The organism is Mesorhizobium sp. M0189, assembly GCF_040322135.1.
GTDB lineage: Bacteria > Pseudomonadota > Alphaproteobacteria > Rhizobiales > Rhizobiaceae > Mesorhizobium.
In genome coordinates this window covers 163,576-178,043 of sequence record NZ_JAMYSW010000009.1, presented here as the reverse complement: position 1 = coordinate 178,043, position 14,468 = coordinate 163,576, and the positions used below count along the sequence as shown (strand labels likewise).

The following is a 14,468-nucleotide window of genomic DNA, read 5'->3' as shown; positions in this document are numbered from 1 at the left end:
GGTCCATAGCATTGCCACGCGGTTTTCGAAAATAGGACGGTTGCGATTTTTCAGGGCAATCGCTTCAGGCAGAAAAGATAATGCCCAATTCGTCTTGGAGGTTATCAATTGTCGAAGTCGGCGCCGCCCTGGCAGCGCAAACCTTAAGCAATGGCCCTTTGTCTTTTCAACTAGCCGGCGGAGCAATCAAGCGGCATCCCAGGGCGGCGCGGAAAAATGCTCGATCAGGGTGTCGACGACGACGCGCACCTTTGGCGCGAGGTTGCGTGTTACCGGCCAGATGGCATGCACCACGGTATTTTCGACAAGACAGTCCGACAGAACCATTTCGAGCTCACCGCGCCTGATGCTGTCGGCCGTCAGCCATGTCGGCAGAAAGACGATGCCGCAGCCGGCCAGTACCGCATCGAGCATCGGTTCGCCGTGGCCGAGCACCAGCCGCGCCTTGGGCGCGAATTTTTCGAGAGGGCCGTCGGCATGCCTGACGGTCCAGGGATGGACAGCGCCGTCGCGGCCGTAGCCGATGAGGCTGTGCCTGGCGAGATCCTCGATCGATTGCGGCCTGCCATGGGCGTCGAGATAGGCGGGGGCGGCGACGATGCCCGAACGCTGGGCATAGATGCGGCGCGCGGCGATCGAAAGGCTGTCGTCGAGATCGCCCATGCGCACCGCTAGATCGATGCCTTCCTCGATCAGGTCGACGCGCCGGTCGTTGAACGAGATTTCCATCGTCAGATCCGGGAATTTTTTGGAAATGTCGAACAGCACCGGGGCGACGCATCGCCGGCCGAAAGCCAGAGGCAGGTCGACGCGCAGCCGCCCGGAAGGCACCTGCTTGCGGGAAGCGAGCAGTGACTGGGCGGCTTCGATCTCGGCCAGCGCCCTGACGCAGGCTTCATAGTAGCTTAGGCCCTCGCTGGTTGGGCTGAGGCTACGGGTGGTACGGTTGAGCAGGCGAACGCCCAATCGCTGTTCCAGCTGTGCGATCGACTTGCCGACCGCCGATTTCGTGACATGCAGCCGGACAGCGGCGCCGGTGAAGCTGCCGGCCTCCACGGTATGAACGAATGCGACGATGCCCTGCAGATTGGCCGATTCCAATGAAGCGCTCCTATTGTAGAGTTTCACTCATTAATCTGTTGCGAAACATGCCACATGGAAGCGCTTTTCTCCATAGTGAAACGCCGTAAATGTCCGCGCAGCCATCAACCGCGGAGCGCGAACCAAATGAGCACCGAAAACAAATCCTGGCAGATGAACGGTTTCGGCCTGTCCAGGCTGAAGCCGGCTGAGGGAAAGCTGCCCGAACCCGGGCCGCATGACCTGCTGGTGCGCGTCACAGCGGTATCGCTGAATTACAAGGACAGGATGATCGTCGATGGCGTGCTGATACCCGACCTCAGCTTTCCGTTCGTGCCGACGTCGGATGCGGTAGGCGAAGTGGTCGCTACCGGCAGCAAAGTCAGCCGCTTCGGCATCGGGCAGCGCGTGCTCGGCCAAGTGATCGCCGACTGGCCGGACGGCGACGCCCCGCCCGTACTGCACAAGTACACGTTGGGTTCGTCGCTGCCCGGCACGTTGTCCGAGCATGTGCTGTTTCATGAGGATGCCGCCGTGGCGGCGCCGCCGTCGCTCAGCGACGTCGAGGCATCGACGCTGCCGATCGCGGCGCTGACGGCGTGGTTCGCGCTGGTCGAGGCGGCCAAGCCGATCCCGGGCGAAACCGTTCTCATCCAGGGCACCGGCGGCGTGTCGCTGTTTGCGCTGCAGTTCGCGACCGCCTTCGGCCTGCGCGCCATCGTCACCTCGAGCAGCGACGAGAAGCTCGAACGGGCGAAGGCGCTCGGCGCCTGGCGAGGAATAAACTATCGCAGCCAGCCGGCGTGGGACGAGGCGGCGCGCGAACTGACAAACGGGGCCGGCGTCAGGCATGTGCTGGAAATGGTCGGCGGCGACAATGCGCGGCACTCGCTCAATGCGCTGGGCGCCGACGGCAGGCTGTCGCTCATCGGCCTTCTCGGCAGCATGGAGCTTAGTTTCCCGATCATTCCGTTCCTGCGCAACCGGATCGTCGTACAGGGCATATCGATCGGCCACCGCCGCGCTTTCGAGCGGATGAACCAGGCGATCGAGACGCTTGCGATCAAGCCGGTGATCGACAAGGTGTTTGGCTTCGACGAGGTGCCGCAGGCATTTGAGCGATTGGAGACGGGACCGTTCGGCAAGATCGTGATCGCCGTGCCCTGACCTCGTCGACGAAAATGGCTGTCAGACGGGAAGGCTGATGGCGCCTACGGCAGTTGCAGCAGCACGCCGACAATGGCCTTGCCGTCCGTGAAATAGGGATCGCCTTCGCCGTTGCGCCCGGCCTTTGTGGCGCCGACGCCTGGTATCTGGCTGGTCGAGATCAGTATGCCGGCAGCGGCGAGGTCGCGCATCAACTCGTCGCGCTCGGCGTCGATGTCGGGGCCGATGTGATGGGTGATCGCGCCGGTATCGTGGCTGAGGCCAACGCCGCGATCGAAGCTTGCCGAGCCCAGCCAAAGCGGCCGGCCGTCGTCGCCGGTCGCATCGGTCTGCCAGAAGCGGACGTGGTGGCGCCGGTCGGCGCTGGCGCCGACCGGTTTTTCGAAGGCGAGGTCCTGGGCGCGGCCTTCGAACAGCAGCCGGCTGACCGGCGCATCGGGATAGGGGCGGTTAAACAGCACGCTTTCGCCGATCTCGATCGCGGTCTTCAGCGTGATCGCGTCTGCCGTATCCCAGCCGGCGACGGCAAAAGCATGGACAAGCTCCTTCCTGGTGCCGACAAGGCCGACATTGATCGGATCGCCCAGAATGCCTTGCGGCGTGTGCGTCACCATCTCGAATTGCCGGCTGCGAAAATTGCGGTCCCGCAACGTCCAGAACTCAGGCGCGGCGAAATAGGCGAGCGAAAGATAAGCGGCACAGCATGCCACCAGCCAGGTCGTTGCACGTCGTCGAAGGCTTCGTTGGCTCATGCATTGGCGCTCGAATTGGCAGGCCCGTCAGGCCGTCGAAATCCTTGGCAAGCGGCGCGCAGCCGGTCTATCGTAGCATGAAATGGCGTAGAACCGGCTAGCACGAATGAGGGCGTGATGAAGGGCAAACCGGCGCGCGGCACTGCCATGGCGTTGACCGCCGACCTTGTCGCGCTGGTCGAACGTGTCGAGCCCGACCCCGGCCCCGAGCCCGGGACGACAGAGCACACCGACGCGGAGTTCGATGGTCTTGTCGAGCAACTGCTGCTGAAATACCGGCCCGAAATGCTCTGGGTCTTTGCCTACGGCTCGCTGATCTGGAATCCCGAATTCGACTATGTCGAGCAGCGCCCGGCCACGGCGCCAGGGTGGCACCGCTCGTTCTGCATGAAGCTGACCCGCTGGCGGGGAACCCGTGATGTTCCGGCCTTGATGCTGGCTTTGGACCGTGGCGGCAGCTGCAAAGGCGTTGTCTACAGACTTCCGGCAGAAGATCATTTCGGGCAACTCGGTCGGCTGATGCGACGGGAGATCGACGCCAACCCGCCTACCAACGTGCCGCGCTGGATCTGGGTCGAGACCAGCGATGGTCCGCTACGCGCCCTGGCATTCGTCGCGGCGCCCGACGGCAAGGCTTATGCCGGGCGGCTGCCGCTCGATCAGGTGGCACAGACATTGGCGCGCGCAGCCGGACATTGGGGTTCGTCCGCCCAGTATCTGTTCCGCACCGTCAGCATGCTCGAGGAAAGCGGAATCCGCGACAGAAACTTGTGGCACGTCCAGGGTCTGGTCGCGCAGCACATCAAGGCTTCCACCGGCGGCACGCAACGCAGCTGATCCGGACGCTCTCGCGAAATACTTGTTCCAATTTCATCTGAAAACCGGAACGGTCAGCGGCAGGCGCGGTAGCCGTTCTTGCGGTTCTTGATGTCGAAATGGAAATGGTTGCGGTGATCGTAATTGTAGCCGGGGCCGAGCACGGTGGTGAAGTACTGGCAGCCGTCGGCGCGCACATTGTTGAGGAAGCCGCGTGTGCGGAAGGCGAACAGGCCGGGCTTGCGGACGTCGATGTCGTCGCCATTGTTGAGCTCGATGCTCATCACGTCGAGCGCATTGCCCTTGCCGTGTTCCGACAAAACACCTTCGCCGGCAATCCTGCGGCAGGAATAGCTCGAGCCCTGGTGGATGGTCCTGACGCCTGAAAAATAGCGCCAGCGGGCCGACGGGACGAGTTCGTTCCTGGTCCAGCCGGCAAAGGTGGCGGCCATGTCGCAGGTCAGCGTCGCGGCCGGCTTCATCTCGACGCTGCCGATGGCCGAGACCTTGACCGGATAGTCGATGCCGCACTGGCCTTCGTGGATCGGCGCAACGTCGGTGTAGATGACGCCGAGGCGCTTCAGTTCCTTGCGGCAATCGATCTCTGCGGCCGGCATCTGTTCGGCCGGCGACATCGGGTTGTCCAAGCGCGGATAGGCGGCCGTCAAATAGGGGTTGGACGGGACGAGGCGCTGCATGCCGGAATATTCCGGGCCGGAATCTTGGGGGCCGGAATCTTGCGGGTCGGAATTGGGCGGAACGGCAGCGGTCTGGCTGCCGACATCGACGGCCGGCTGCAGCGACAATACGCTGCCGGTGTTGCAGGCGGAGATCGCCGCAATGGCAAGCATGGCGGCAAGCCTGCCGGCCATGCGCGCGCGTCCTGTGTGCCGCGCAGCGGCAAGCGCAGCGCCAAATAGCCCGGCCATCGGAAGGGTCCCTGTCCCTGGATGGCACAGACTCTAAACCTGAAGTGTAAAGGAAAAATCAGCGGCGCCGTTCACGCCTGCGGCCAAATTGCGGCGCCACTGTCGGCGCCCGGCGTCATTGGCAAAACGTGCCGCCATTGCGGCGCGGTTCGAGGTCGAAGTGGAGATGCAGGGAATGATCGGCGTCGCTGCCCGGGCCAAGCACGGTCTTGAACGGCCCGCAGGCGGCCTTGCGCACTGCATCCAGGAATTCCGCGTGCTTCTGCGGCGGCGTTGGACCGACATCGATCTCTTTCCCGTCGGAAAGCGTGAAGCTGGCGATGTCGAGGGCGTTGCCGAAGGCGTGCTCCGACAGTTTGCCGCCGGCGTGGCGCGGCCGGCAGACGAAGGCGGAGGCCTGGCCGATCGATTTGATATCCGTGCCGAACTCGGCCTTTGCGGCAGGCTGGATGACCGAAGCAGCAAAGCGGGCGGCCGCTTCCGCCATCTGGCAATTGAGCTCGGTTTCGGGACCGATGGCGATGGATTTGCCGAGCGTTTTCAGCACGACCGGGTAAGGGATCGAGCAACCGACCGCCGTATCATGCTCGGGCTTGCGCTCCTCGAAATCGACGCCCATCGACTTCAGCCGCCTGCGGCAGGCCAATTCTTCGGCCGGCATTTCCTTCCCGGCAATGGCGGCCGAGCGAGGATCTGGAAGGATTTCTTGCTCCGTCTTTTTGTCTGCCTCGGCCGGGTTTGGTGGCGCGGCCGGTGGGCTTGCCGGCGGCTCAGCCTGCGCCGGCTTTTCAGGAGGCTGTGGTGCAATCGCCGGCGGCTCCGGCTGCTGGGTCTTGGGCTGGCCATTTTGGGGCTGCCCGTTTTGCGGCTGCTCGTTTTGGGGCGGCTCAGCCTCCGGGGCATCCGCCGGGCGCGGCTCGGGGACCGGGATGTCGGCTGGCGACGGCGGCGTGGCTTCCTGGTTGAACTGCGGAACCGGTGCAGTTTGCGGCAGTTCGGGCGCCTTGGCCAGAGCGGGTCCCGTCAGCGACGTAGCCGTAACGGCCAGCAGCAATCTACCCAATCTGAAAAAGCCAAACGCCGCCATTACTTCGCAACGGCCAGAATGCAGGGAAGTTGCCTTGGGCGAGGCGGGCCGGCGATCACAATCGGTAACCGCGCCGTCACGCGCCGATCGCTTCCAGGCCCTCCTCGAGCCAGTCCGCCAGCAGCGGCATGCCGAGCAGGTACTTTGCCGTGCGCTTGTTGGCGCGCTCGCGGGCGGCGGTCAGCGCGTCCGTCCATTCCGTCGCGTCATAGTCGCCGCGACCGACCCAGGCCAACGCAATCAGTTCGGCCGCTTCGTCGACATTGAGGTCGTCGATCAGTTCGCGCAGTTCCTCCTCCGTGAGATTTTCGGAGCTTTCCTCGGCAAGGCCGTCGTGATGGTGGTTGTCGTGCGCGTTGCCGTCGAGCTCTACCTCGTGCTCGGCGCCGTCGGCATAGTCTTCGTTGACGGCGGCGCTGAGCGCCTTCGCCTTCAGGATGAACAGGCGCACGGTGTCGGGACCGATCGAAAGCTCCCAGTCTCGTTCAACGCGTTGCTGCACCGGCCGTCTCCCTGCTTCGTGCTCGGTCGGCCCGATGATAGCGGATTTGCAGCGCTCGTCACGTTCTCTTGCGCGTCGGCGTTAATCGTGAACCATGATTTCCGACGCCCTCTGTTCCCGGGATAAGATGGCCTTCCTGGGAGAGATCGCGGTTTTGAGATAGAATGGCATTTTCCGGGGACGAAACGGCTTCGGCCCGGCGTTAGTGTTGCATTGTCAGGTTCAAAGGAGAGTGTAATGCGCAGACGACTGCTGATTCAGGTCATGGCCATCGCCGCCCTACCGCTGTTTGTGGCGCCGGCGTTTTCGGCTGGTGAAGGCGGGGGAGGTGGCGGCGGCGGCCAGAGCCAGTGCAAGAAGGGGGAGGTTTGGGACAAGAAGCAGAAGAAATGTGTCTCGCCGAAGCAAGGCATGCTGGACGACGACAGCATCTATGATGCCGGTCGCGCGCTGGCCATGGATGGACGCTATGACGAGGCGATCGCCGTGCTCAGCCTCGCCGCCAACAAGCAGGATCCGCGCATCCTCAACTATCTTGGCTATTCGCACCGCCATTCCGGCCGTGTCACCGTCGGCCTCGGCTATTACGAGGAAGCGCTGCGCATCGACCCGAATTACACGCTGGTGCGCGAATATCTCGGCGAGGCGCACCTGCAGATCGGCGATCTTGCCGGCGCCCAGGAACAGCTCCGCGAAATCGAGAAGCGCACGGGCAAGGGGTCTCGCGAATACGGCATGCTGTCGGAGCAGATCGATCATTTCATGAGGAGCTGATCCTCCGGAACGCTCCTCATAACCGGCTGTGAGCGATCGCAGCCGGTTTTTTGCTGTGCTGCGCACGTTTGGCCACAACCGGGATTTGGCATCACGGTACACACGATGCGATCTTGGAAACCCGCTTGACGTCGGGTCAGCCGCGCAATTGGTGGATGATTTTTCAAAAACCGACTTTTTGGACGTGAAAAACCCGCGAAGATTGCTATATCTTGCGAAATTGTGGTGAGACGGTTCCGTTAGCCCGAGGCTGCCGGACCGTTTTCTTTTTGTACCATCGACAAGGTCGCTCCCGATTGCGGGGGCGGCGGCAGGAAAGGTCAGGCATATGAACAAGGTCCCGATGACAGGCGAGGGGTTCGCGTCATTGAAGGAAGAACTGCGCTGGCGCCAGCAACAGGAGCGGCCGCGTATCATCGAGGCGATCTCCGAAGCGCGCTCGCATGGCGACCTCTCCGAAAATGCCGAATATCACGCGGCAAAAGAGGCGCAGAGCCTCAATGAGGGCCGGGTCAACGAACTCGAGGATCTGATCGCGCGGGCCGAGGTGATCGACGTCACCAAGCTCAGCGGCGACAAGGTCAAGTTCGGCGCCACCGTGGTGCTGGTCGACGAGGATACCGAGGAGAAAAAGACCTACCAGATCGTCGGCGACCAGGAGGCGGACGTGAAGTCCGGCCGCATCTCGATCTCCTCGCCGATCGCGCGTGCCCTGATCGGCAAGGAAGTCGGCGACGCCATCGAGGTCAACGCACCGGGCGGCGCCAGGGGCTACGAGATCGTCCAGGTGCAGTTCATCTAGGACCTTTTGATAATTCTACTCTGGCGGCCAACTAGCGCGGTTTTCTGCGCTTCCGGTGCTCACGTACTTTAAAATACGCTCCGCTCCGGTTCTCGAAAACCACGCTATTCGACTCGCCAGAGCGAATTCTGAAAAGGTCCTATGCAGCGCCTTGTAATTTAAGCGCCAGCAATCTCTCGGCTTCCGCCATCACCTCCGGCGGCGTGATGCTGCGGCCGGGTCTGGCCAGCAGCGTCGATGAGAATGGGCCGCGCGGGCCGGTCAGGCCGGGCTCGGTGGCGAGGAATACCGCCACCGTCGGCAGGCCGAAGGCGCTGGCGAGATGGGTCAGGCCGGTGTCGGCGCCGATCACCAGCGCTGAGCCGCCGATGACAGCGGCGATCTCGGCAAGCGGCGACCTGGGAACCACCACGGTTTGCGAAACGGCGCCGGCGATCGCCTCGGCAACTGCCTTTTCCCGGTCGTTCGACCAGGTGGTGACCGGCGTCATCCCCTTATCCACCAGCAGGCGGGCGGTTTCGATCCAGTCCGCGACCGGCCATTTCTTGTCCTCGCGGCTGGTGCCGTGCAGCAGGAAGGCGGTCTTTTCGCCGACAAAAGTCGATCTTCCGGCTGGCGGCACGATGCCGGAGTCAAGCCGGGAAAAATCCGGCTCGTAGCCGAGCGCCAGCCCGAACAGCCGTCTCGTGCGCTCGATGGCATGCAGGTCGCGCGGCACGGCGTAGCGATGGCCATAAAACAGGCTCGCCGAAGGCTCGCGGGCGCTCGAGCGGTCGAACCCGGCGATCGGTCCTGCCGCCAGCCGCGCCACCAGCGCCGATTTCAACAAGCCTTGCGCATCGAGAACGAGGTCGTAGCGGCAATCGCGCAAGGCGCGGCACAAGCCGACCACTTCCCGCCATGTGCCGGGCTCGAGCAGCTTCCTGCGCCAGCGCCGGATCGCCACGCTGTGGATGGTTTGGATGGCGGGATGCAGCGCCACGATGCCGGCAAAGGCCTCTTCCACGCACCAGTCGAACGACAGGCCGGGCCGGGCGCGGCGCGCATCCTCGATCGCGGGAAAGGTGTGGATGACGTCGCCCATCGACGACGTCTTGACGATCAGCACCTTCATGCGGCGGCCGGCATTTCCAGCAGCCGCTCCGCCGCCACCACGACGCGTTCGACGTCCAGCGTCTTCAGGCAGTTGAGATGACCGAGTGGGCAGGTCTTCCTGTGGCACGGCGAACAGGACAGGCCGAGCCAGACCAGTTCGCGACGCTCTGCGAGCGGCGGCGTGTTCTGCGGCGAGGTCGAGCCGTAGACGGCGACAACCGGCGTGCCGACCGCGGCGGCGACATGCATCAGCCCGCTGTCGTTGGAGACGGCGAGCCTCGCCGCGGCGATCAGGTCGATGGCATCCTCCAGCCGCGTCTGGCCGGCGAGATCGACGGCGCCCGGCGCAAGCGCGGCGATTTCAGCCGTCACCTCGGCGTCGTTCTTCGATCCGAACAGCGCCACGCCAAACCCCTTCGCCATCATCTCGCGGGCGAGGCCGGCATAGTGTTCGCTCGGCCAGCGCTTGGCCGGGCCGAATTCGGCGCCGGGCATAAGTGCCACGAATTTCCTCGCCGTCAGCCCGAAACGGCCGAGCAGTGCCGCCTGGTTATCCTGATCGACGGCAAGCTTGGGAGCCCGGAAGCCGCCGCCCTGGGCAAGGCCGAAATAGGCCTGCGCGGTGCGCCGTTTCAGGCGATCGGGCAAGGGCACGATGTCGGTCAGCAGCCCATAGCGCATTTCCTTGAGATGGCCGACGCGGCGCGGAATGCCGGCAAAGAACGGGATCAGCGCCGACTTCCAGCTGCCCGGCAGGATATAGGCCATGTCGTAGCGGCCGCGCAGCAGGCGGCCGAAGCGCCTGCGGACGCGGAATTCGAACGCGCCGGATTTCAGCGGCAGATCGATCTGCTGGCGTATTTCGGGCATGCGCTTGACCAGGGGGGCTGCCCAGGCCGGCGCCAGCACGTCGATGGCGGCGCTCGGATGAAGCTCCCTCAGCGCCTGGAACAGGCACTGCGCCATCACCATGTCGCCCACCCAGCGTGGGCCGATCACGAGGATCGTTGGGCTTTCAGCCATTCGACATAGTCTCTGACGCCGGTTTCCACTGTGCGGAACTGGCCATTGTAACCGGCTGCGCGCAAGCGGGACATATCAGCTTGCGTAAAGCTCTGGTAGCTGCCCTTGAGGTGGTCGGGAAATTCGATGAATTCGATCTGGCCTTGGCCGAGCGTATCGATCACCGTTTCGGCAATGGCGCGGAACGGCTGGGCCTTGCCGGTGCCGCAGTTGAAGATGCCGCTCGAGCCGCGTTTCCACAGCCACAGATTGACGTCGGCGACATCGCCGACATGGATGAAATCGCGGCTCTGCTCGCCGGGCCCGAAACCGTCATAGGCGCCGAACAGCTTGGGGTTTTCGCCGCGTTCGACCTGGTTGAACAAATGGAAGGCGACCGAGGCCATGGCGCCCTTATGCGCCTCGCGCGGTCCGTAGACGTTGAAATAACGCAGGCCCGCCACCGGGGAATAATCGGTATCGAACACGGTGCGGCGTACATAGTCGTCGAACAGCTTTTTCGAATAGGCATAGACGTTGAGCGGGCGTTCGTATTGCGGATCCTCGCGGAACTCGGCGCCGCCGCCGTAGACCGAAGCGGACGAGGCATAGAGGAAGGGTACGCGCAGGGCCAGGCAGGCGTGCAGCAAGTGCTTCGAATAGGTGTAGTTGACCTCCATCATGAACTTGCCGTTCCATTCGGTGGTGGTCGAGCAGGCACCCTGGTGGAAGACGGCCTCGATGCGGCCGAGGTCCCCGGCCTCCATCCGCGCCAGAAAATCGTCCTTGTCGAGATAATCGGCGATCTCGAGATCGGCGAGATTGGCGATCTTGTGGCCGTCGGTGAGGTCGTCGACGACGAGGATGTCGCTGAAACCGTCGGCGTTGAGCGCGGCGACGATGTTGGAACCGATCATGCCGGCGCCGCCCGTGACGATGATCATGAAAGCCTCTGGTACCTTGTGCCGGTTGTAGCCCTTGTGGGATTTTGGCCTTATAGGGGAGCCGGGCCGGGCTGTCGACAAAGCAGGTGGCGGGCGGCAGGATGAGCGTCATAGTGGCGCCGCAAAGGTCTCGTTTCGGTCGGCCTGCCGGCCGACCGGCGACAGGAGCAAGGTAATGCCGTCAACCGAACTGCTTGTCGCCTTTTTCGCCACCACGGCGATCTTCGCCTATATCCCCGGTCCGGCGATGCTCTATGCCGCCGCGCAAACCATGGCGCGCGGCCGCTGGTCCGGCCTGATGGCGGCGCTCGGCATCCATCTCGGCGGCTATGTCCATGTCTTCGCCGCCGCTGTCGGCCTGTCGGTGCTTTTCCATGCCGTGCCGGTGCTTTACATGGCGGTCAAGCTGGTCGGTGCACTGTATCTGATCTGGCTCGGTGTTTCGCTGTTTCGCGCCAAGGCCCAAGGCGATGCGGTTTTGCCGGGAATTCAGCCGAAATCCGCCCGCCGCGCCTTTTTCGAGAGCGTTGCCGTCGAGGTGCTCAATCCCAAGACGGCGATTTTCTTCATGGCGTTCCTGCCGCAATTCATCGATGCCTCGGCAGGGTTTCCGGTCTGGCTGCAGTTCGTCGTGCTTGGAACGATCGTCAATTTGATGTTCTCGTCGGCCGACATTGTTTGCGTGATGCTGGCCGGCGCGGTGACCGCCAGGCTGCGGCGCTCGAGCCGGGCGCAACGACTGATGCGGCGCGCCGGCGGTGCGGTGCTCGTCGGGCTGGGCGTGCATGTCGCGTTGCAGAAAAGCTGACGCACCGTCGCGCTGCCGCGATCGGTCGAAGGCCTGCCGTTGCGTTGGCTGGAATTGCGGTATATCGGCATCGCCATGAACGGCCGGCCCTGCCAATCGAATTTCCCTGTCACTGAAATCGGCTCTCCCGCGCGTTGACATGATCAAGCTGCCTTCACCCGAACCTCTTCACCGCGCCATCTCGCGCTTCGGCAGCGCCACTGTGCTGGTGGTCGGCGATTTCATCCTCGACCGTTTCGTCAATGGCGTAATCGAGCGCATTTCGCCGGAAGCGCCGATCCCCGTGCTGCACGGGCGCGGCGAAACGCTGGCGATGGGTGGCGCCGGCAATGTCGTCGCCAATATCGTTTCGCTCGGCGCCGCCGCCATACCGGTCTCAGTGATCGGTGCTGACGAGGCCGGCAAGAACCTCATGCGCATGCTCGACGAGTTTGGCGTCGACACCGGCGGGCTGGCGCAGGATGCCGATCGCATGACGTCGTCGAAAAGCCGCTTCAGCGCGCTCAACCAGCAGGTGCTGCGTTTCGACGAAGAGGAAATCAAGCCGCTGGGCGATGCCGAGCGGGCGATGATGGTCGGGCCTTTCCGCGACGCGCTGGCGCGCGCCGACATCGTCATCCTGTCCGACTATGGCAAGGGCGTGCTGCTCGACGGCGTCGCCGGCGAGCTGATCTCGATCTGTCGGGAAGCGGGCAAGCCGGTGCTGGTCGATCCGAAGGGCAGCGACTATGCGCGTTATGCCGGCGCGACGGCAATCACGCCCAACCGTAAGGAGCTCGGCGAGGCGGTCGGCCGCGCGGTGTTCGCCGACGACGAGATCGAGGCGGCGGCGCGCCAGCTGATTGCGGCGCACGGTTTCGATTTCGTCGTCGCGACGCGCAGCGAAAAGGGCATGAGCGTCATCGGTGCGGACGACGCCCGGCATATCGCCACGCAGGCGCGCGAAGTGTTCGACGTTTCAGGCGCCGGCGACACGGTGATCGCGACGTTTGCACTGGCGCTTGCTGCAGGGGCGGATCGCGTCATGGCCGGATCGATCGCCAACGCCGCCGGCGGCGTTGTCGTCGGCAAGCGCGGCACGGCGCGGCTGACGATCGAGGAACTCACCGGCGCGCTGTTTCGCTCGCATGGTCCGGTTGCCCACAAGGATGCCATCCTCGATGCCGCCGCCGCCGCGCGGCTGGTGGCGGGCTGGAAGGACGAGGGCTTGAGCGTGGGCTTCACCAATGGCTGTTTCGATATCCTGCATGCCGGCCATGTCAGTCTGTTGCACGCGGCGCGCAGCCTGTGCGACCGGCTGGTGCTCGGCCTCAACAGCGATGCCTCGGTGCGCCGGCTGAAAGGGCCGGGGCGCCCGGTCAACGACCAGCATGACCGGGCCTGCGTGCTGGCAGCACTTGCCTCCGTCGACGCCGTCGTCATCTTCGAGGAGGATACGCCGCTTTCGCTGATCGAGGCGCTGAGCCCCGACATACTGGTCAAGGGCGCCGACTATACGGTCGATCAGGTGGTTGGCGCCGATGTCGTGCAGAAGGCCGGCGGGCGCGTCGTGCTGGTCGACCTCGTCGCCGGCAAGAGCACCACCGGCACCATTGGCAGATTACGCGCCGGAAACTGAGGATTTCATGTCCGAACTGAACGATTACCTGGCCCGCTCGGCGGCCGCCATTTCGGCGATGGTCGAGCGCGACCTGACCAGCGAGATGGAGCGGGCGGTCAGCGCCGTCGTCGCCGCGCTTTCGCAGGGCAAGGCGTTGCTGATCGCCGGCAATGGCGGCTCGGCCAGCGATGCCATCCACATTGCCGGCGAGCTGGTCGGCCGCTTCCTCAGGGAGCGCAAGGCCTACAACGTCATCGCGCTGCCCGCCAATGCGGCGGTGCTGACAGCCTGGGGGAACGACTACGGCTTCGACACGGTGTTTGCGCGCCAGGTCGAGGCGCATGGCTCGGCGGGCGCCGTGCTGCTCGCCATCTCGACCAGCGGCAATTCGCCAAGCATTCTCGCCGCCGCCCAGCAGGCGCGCATGATGGGCATGACGGTCATCAGCCTGACCGGCGACACCGGCGGCAAGCTGAAGCCGCTATCCGACATCCTGCTCAACGTACCCTCGACCTCGACGCCGATCATCCAGCAGGGGCATTTGTGCCTCTACCACCATCTCTGCGAAATGGTCGAAACGCGCCTCTGCGACGCGGGGTGATTGGGTATTCGATTAGGCGCCAGCGCTGAAGCTGCCGATCTCCCCCCTTGTGGGGGAGATGCCCGGCAGGGCAGAGGGGGGCGCTGTCCCGCCGACCTGTCGATGGATTTTCAATCATGCCCTCAGACATGTTATCGGCTGGTCGCAGGTGAACGAGGTTGGCGTTCCTTCACGCCCGCTCTGTCCTGCCGGACATCTCCCCCACGAGGGGGGAGATTGGATGTAGCCTCGGTTTTCGCCAATCTTCAACGCTGAAGACAATTTTGTTCTTGCTTTGTGCCGGCAGCTATGCTATTAATTTGGGTATGGTGATGATTTCCACCAACGACCCGCCCGCCGAGGCGGGTTTTTTGTTTCCGGGTTTTTGTTTCGCAGGCGCTTTGCCTGGTCTCTCAAGCTGAAAGTGCCACCAGCCCTTTGTCCTTGACCCGGCGGATGGTCAGCGCGGTTCGCACCGTATCGACCGAGGCGCTTGGGTCAGAGCACAATTAGTTGGCTTCTGCCAATGT

The 14,468-nt window shown here is 63.9% G+C and carries 15 protein-coding genes; 7 read left to right on the top strand and 8 right to left on the bottom strand.

Features of this window, described 5'->3' with window-relative positions; translation table 11 throughout:
* Nucleotides 1-186: 186 nt before the first annotated feature.
* Nucleotides 187-1,101, bottom strand: a complete 915-nt coding sequence (locus NKJ09_RS18550) for a LysR family transcriptional regulator (protein ID WP_352494913.1) — start codon at nucleotides 1,099-1,101, stop codon at nucleotides 187-189.
* Nucleotides 1,102-1,227: 126 nt separating this feature from the next.
* Here NKJ09_RS18550 and NKJ09_RS18545 point away from each other — a divergent pair, with 126 nt between their 5' ends.
* Complete coding sequence (locus NKJ09_RS18545; protein ID WP_352494914.1) at nucleotides 1,228-2,247, top strand: zinc-dependent alcohol dehydrogenase family protein; 1,020 nt, start codon at nucleotides 1,228-1,230, stop codon at nucleotides 2,245-2,247.
* A 44-nt stretch (nucleotides 2,248-2,291) separates the two neighbouring features.
* Here the strand turns inward: NKJ09_RS18545 and NKJ09_RS18540 are convergent, their stop codons facing one another.
* Nucleotides 2,292-2,999 (bottom strand): LssY C-terminal domain-containing protein, encoded by a 708-nt coding sequence (locus tag NKJ09_RS18540; RefSeq protein ID WP_352494915.1) that lies wholly within the window; start codon nucleotides 2,997-2,999, stop codon nucleotides 2,292-2,294.
* A gap of 117 nt (nucleotides 3,000-3,116) precedes the next feature.
* On the opposite strand from NKJ09_RS18540, the gene NKJ09_RS18535 reads away from it, so the two are divergent.
* Nucleotides 3,117-3,836 carry a gamma-glutamylcyclotransferase gene (locus NKJ09_RS18535; RefSeq protein WP_352483135.1) on the top strand — a complete coding sequence of 240 codons (720 nt, stop codon included), beginning with the start codon at nucleotides 3,117-3,119 and terminating at the stop codon, nucleotides 3,834-3,836.
* A gap of 53 nt (nucleotides 3,837-3,889) precedes the next feature.
* Here NKJ09_RS18535 and NKJ09_RS18530 read toward each other — a convergent pair whose 3' ends face one another.
* From NKJ09_RS18530 to NKJ09_RS18520, 3 genes are all read right to left on the bottom strand, one after another.
* Nucleotides 3,890-4,744, bottom strand: a complete 855-nt coding sequence (locus NKJ09_RS18530) for an extensin-like domain-containing protein (protein ID WP_352483136.1) — start codon at nucleotides 4,742-4,744, stop codon at nucleotides 3,890-3,892.
* Between the two features lie 115 nt (nucleotides 4,745-4,859).
* Nucleotides 4,860-5,831 carry an extensin-like domain-containing protein gene (locus tag NKJ09_RS18525; protein WP_352494916.1) on the bottom strand — a complete coding sequence of 324 codons (972 nt, stop codon included), beginning with the start codon at nucleotides 5,829-5,831 and terminating at the stop codon, nucleotides 4,860-4,862.
* Nucleotides 5,832-5,907: 76 nt separating this feature from the next.
* Nucleotides 5,908-6,333 carry a DUF3775 domain-containing protein gene (locus tag NKJ09_RS18520; protein ID WP_023719115.1) on the bottom strand — a complete coding sequence of 142 codons (426 nt, stop codon included), beginning with the start codon at nucleotides 6,331-6,333 and terminating at the stop codon, nucleotides 5,908-5,910.
* A gap of 237 nt (nucleotides 6,334-6,570) precedes the next feature.
* Here NKJ09_RS18520 and NKJ09_RS18515 point away from each other — a divergent pair, with 237 nt between their 5' ends.
* Both NKJ09_RS18515 and greA read left to right on the top strand, forming a co-directional pair.
* Nucleotides 6,571-7,107, top strand: coding sequence for a tetratricopeptide repeat protein (locus tag NKJ09_RS18515; protein WP_352494917.1), 537 nt, complete (start codon nucleotides 6,571-6,573; stop codon nucleotides 7,105-7,107).
* 328 nt (nucleotides 7,108-7,435) lie between these two features.
* Nucleotides 7,436-7,909, top strand: coding sequence for a transcription elongation factor GreA (gene greA, locus NKJ09_RS18510; protein WP_023719113.1), 474 nt, complete (start codon nucleotides 7,436-7,438; stop codon nucleotides 7,907-7,909).
* 139 nt (nucleotides 7,910-8,048) lie between these two features.
* Here the strand turns inward: greA and waaC are convergent, their stop codons facing one another.
* From waaC to rfaD, 3 genes are read right to left on the bottom strand one after another with little or no spacing between them, the layout of a single operon-like run.
* Entirely contained in the window at nucleotides 8,049-9,023 is a 975-nt protein-coding gene (gene waaC, locus NKJ09_RS18505; RefSeq protein ID WP_352483138.1) for a lipopolysaccharide heptosyltransferase I, read from the bottom strand.
* Nucleotides 9,020-10,027 (bottom strand): lipopolysaccharide heptosyltransferase II, encoded by a 1,008-nt coding sequence (gene waaF, locus NKJ09_RS18500; protein WP_023719111.1) that lies wholly within the window; start codon nucleotides 10,025-10,027, stop codon nucleotides 9,020-9,022. Before waaF ends, waaC begins: the two co-directional genes overlap by 4 nt.
* Nucleotides 10,000-10,950 (bottom strand): ADP-glyceromanno-heptose 6-epimerase, encoded by a 951-nt coding sequence (gene rfaD / locus NKJ09_RS18495; RefSeq protein WP_352494918.1) that lies wholly within the window; start codon nucleotides 10,948-10,950, stop codon nucleotides 10,000-10,002. Before rfaD ends, waaF begins: the two co-directional genes overlap by 28 nt.
* Before the next feature lie 175 nt (nucleotides 10,951-11,125).
* Between rfaD and NKJ09_RS18490 the strand changes: the two genes are divergently transcribed.
* The 3 genes from NKJ09_RS18490 to NKJ09_RS18480 all read left to right on the top strand — a co-directional run bounded on the left by NKJ09_RS18490 (nucleotide 11,126) and on the right by NKJ09_RS18480 (nucleotide 13,959).
* On the top strand, nucleotides 11,126-11,758 hold the full coding sequence (locus NKJ09_RS18490; protein ID WP_023719109.1) for a LysE family translocator: 633 nt from the start codon (nucleotides 11,126-11,128) through the stop codon (nucleotides 11,756-11,758).
* 139 nt (nucleotides 11,759-11,897) lie between these two features.
* Nucleotides 11,898-13,376 (top strand): D-glycero-beta-D-manno-heptose-7-phosphate kinase, encoded by a 1,479-nt coding sequence (gene rfaE1, locus NKJ09_RS18485; protein WP_352763246.1) that lies wholly within the window; start codon nucleotides 11,898-11,900, stop codon nucleotides 13,374-13,376.
* Between the two features lie 7 nt (nucleotides 13,377-13,383).
* A complete protein-coding gene (locus NKJ09_RS18480; RefSeq protein ID WP_023678348.1) occupies nucleotides 13,384-13,959 on the top strand; it encodes a D-sedoheptulose-7-phosphate isomerase in 576 nt (191 codons plus the stop codon).
* Nucleotides 13,960-14,468 lie beyond the last annotated feature (509 nt).

What these genes read in the sequence shown, in the direction of transcription:
- NKJ09_RS18545 (WP_352494914.1), top strand. Translation starts at nt 1,228, where the DNA reads ATGAGCACCGAAAACAAATCCTGGCAGATGAACGGTTTCGGCCTGTCC.
- NKJ09_RS18540 (WP_352494915.1), bottom strand. Translation starts at nt 2,999, where the DNA reads ATGAGCCAACGAAGCCTTCGACGACGTGCAACGACCTGGCTGGTGGCA.
- NKJ09_RS18535 (WP_352483135.1), top strand. Translation starts at nt 3,117, where the DNA reads ATGAAGGGCAAACCGGCGCGCGGCACTGCCATGGCGTTGACCGCCGAC.
- NKJ09_RS18530 (WP_352483136.1), bottom strand. Translation starts at nt 4,744, where the DNA reads ATGGCCGGGCTATTTGGCGCTGCGCTTGCCGCTGCGCGGCACACAGGA.
- NKJ09_RS18525 (WP_352494916.1), bottom strand. Translation starts at nt 5,831, where the DNA reads ATGGCGGCGTTTGGCTTTTTCAGATTGGGTAGATTGCTGCTGGCCGTT.
- NKJ09_RS18515 (WP_352494917.1), top strand. Translation starts at nt 6,571, where the DNA reads ATGCGCAGACGACTGCTGATTCAGGTCATGGCCATCGCCGCCCTACCG.
- greA (WP_023719113.1), top strand. Translation starts at nt 7,436, where the DNA reads ATGAACAAGGTCCCGATGACAGGCGAGGGGTTCGCGTCATTGAAGGAA.
- waaC (WP_352483138.1), bottom strand. Translation starts at nt 9,023, where the DNA reads ATGAAGGTGCTGATCGTCAAGACGTCGTCGATGGGCGACGTCATCCAC.
- waaF (WP_023719111.1), bottom strand. Translation starts at nt 10,027, where the DNA reads ATGGCTGAAAGCCCAACGATCCTCGTGATCGGCCCACGCTGGGTGGGC.
- rfaD (WP_352494918.1), bottom strand. Translation starts at nt 10,950, where the DNA reads ATGATCATCGTCACGGGCGGCGCCGGCATGATCGGTTCCAACATCGTC.
- NKJ09_RS18490 (WP_023719109.1), top strand. Translation starts at nt 11,126, where the DNA reads ATGCCGTCAACCGAACTGCTTGTCGCCTTTTTCGCCACCACGGCGATC.
- rfaE1 (WP_352763246.1), top strand. Translation starts at nt 11,898, where the DNA reads ATGATCAAGCTGCCTTCACCCGAACCTCTTCACCGCGCCATCTCGCGC.
- NKJ09_RS18480 (WP_023678348.1), top strand. Translation starts at nt 13,384, where the DNA reads ATGTCCGAACTGAACGATTACCTGGCCCGCTCGGCGGCCGCCATTTCG.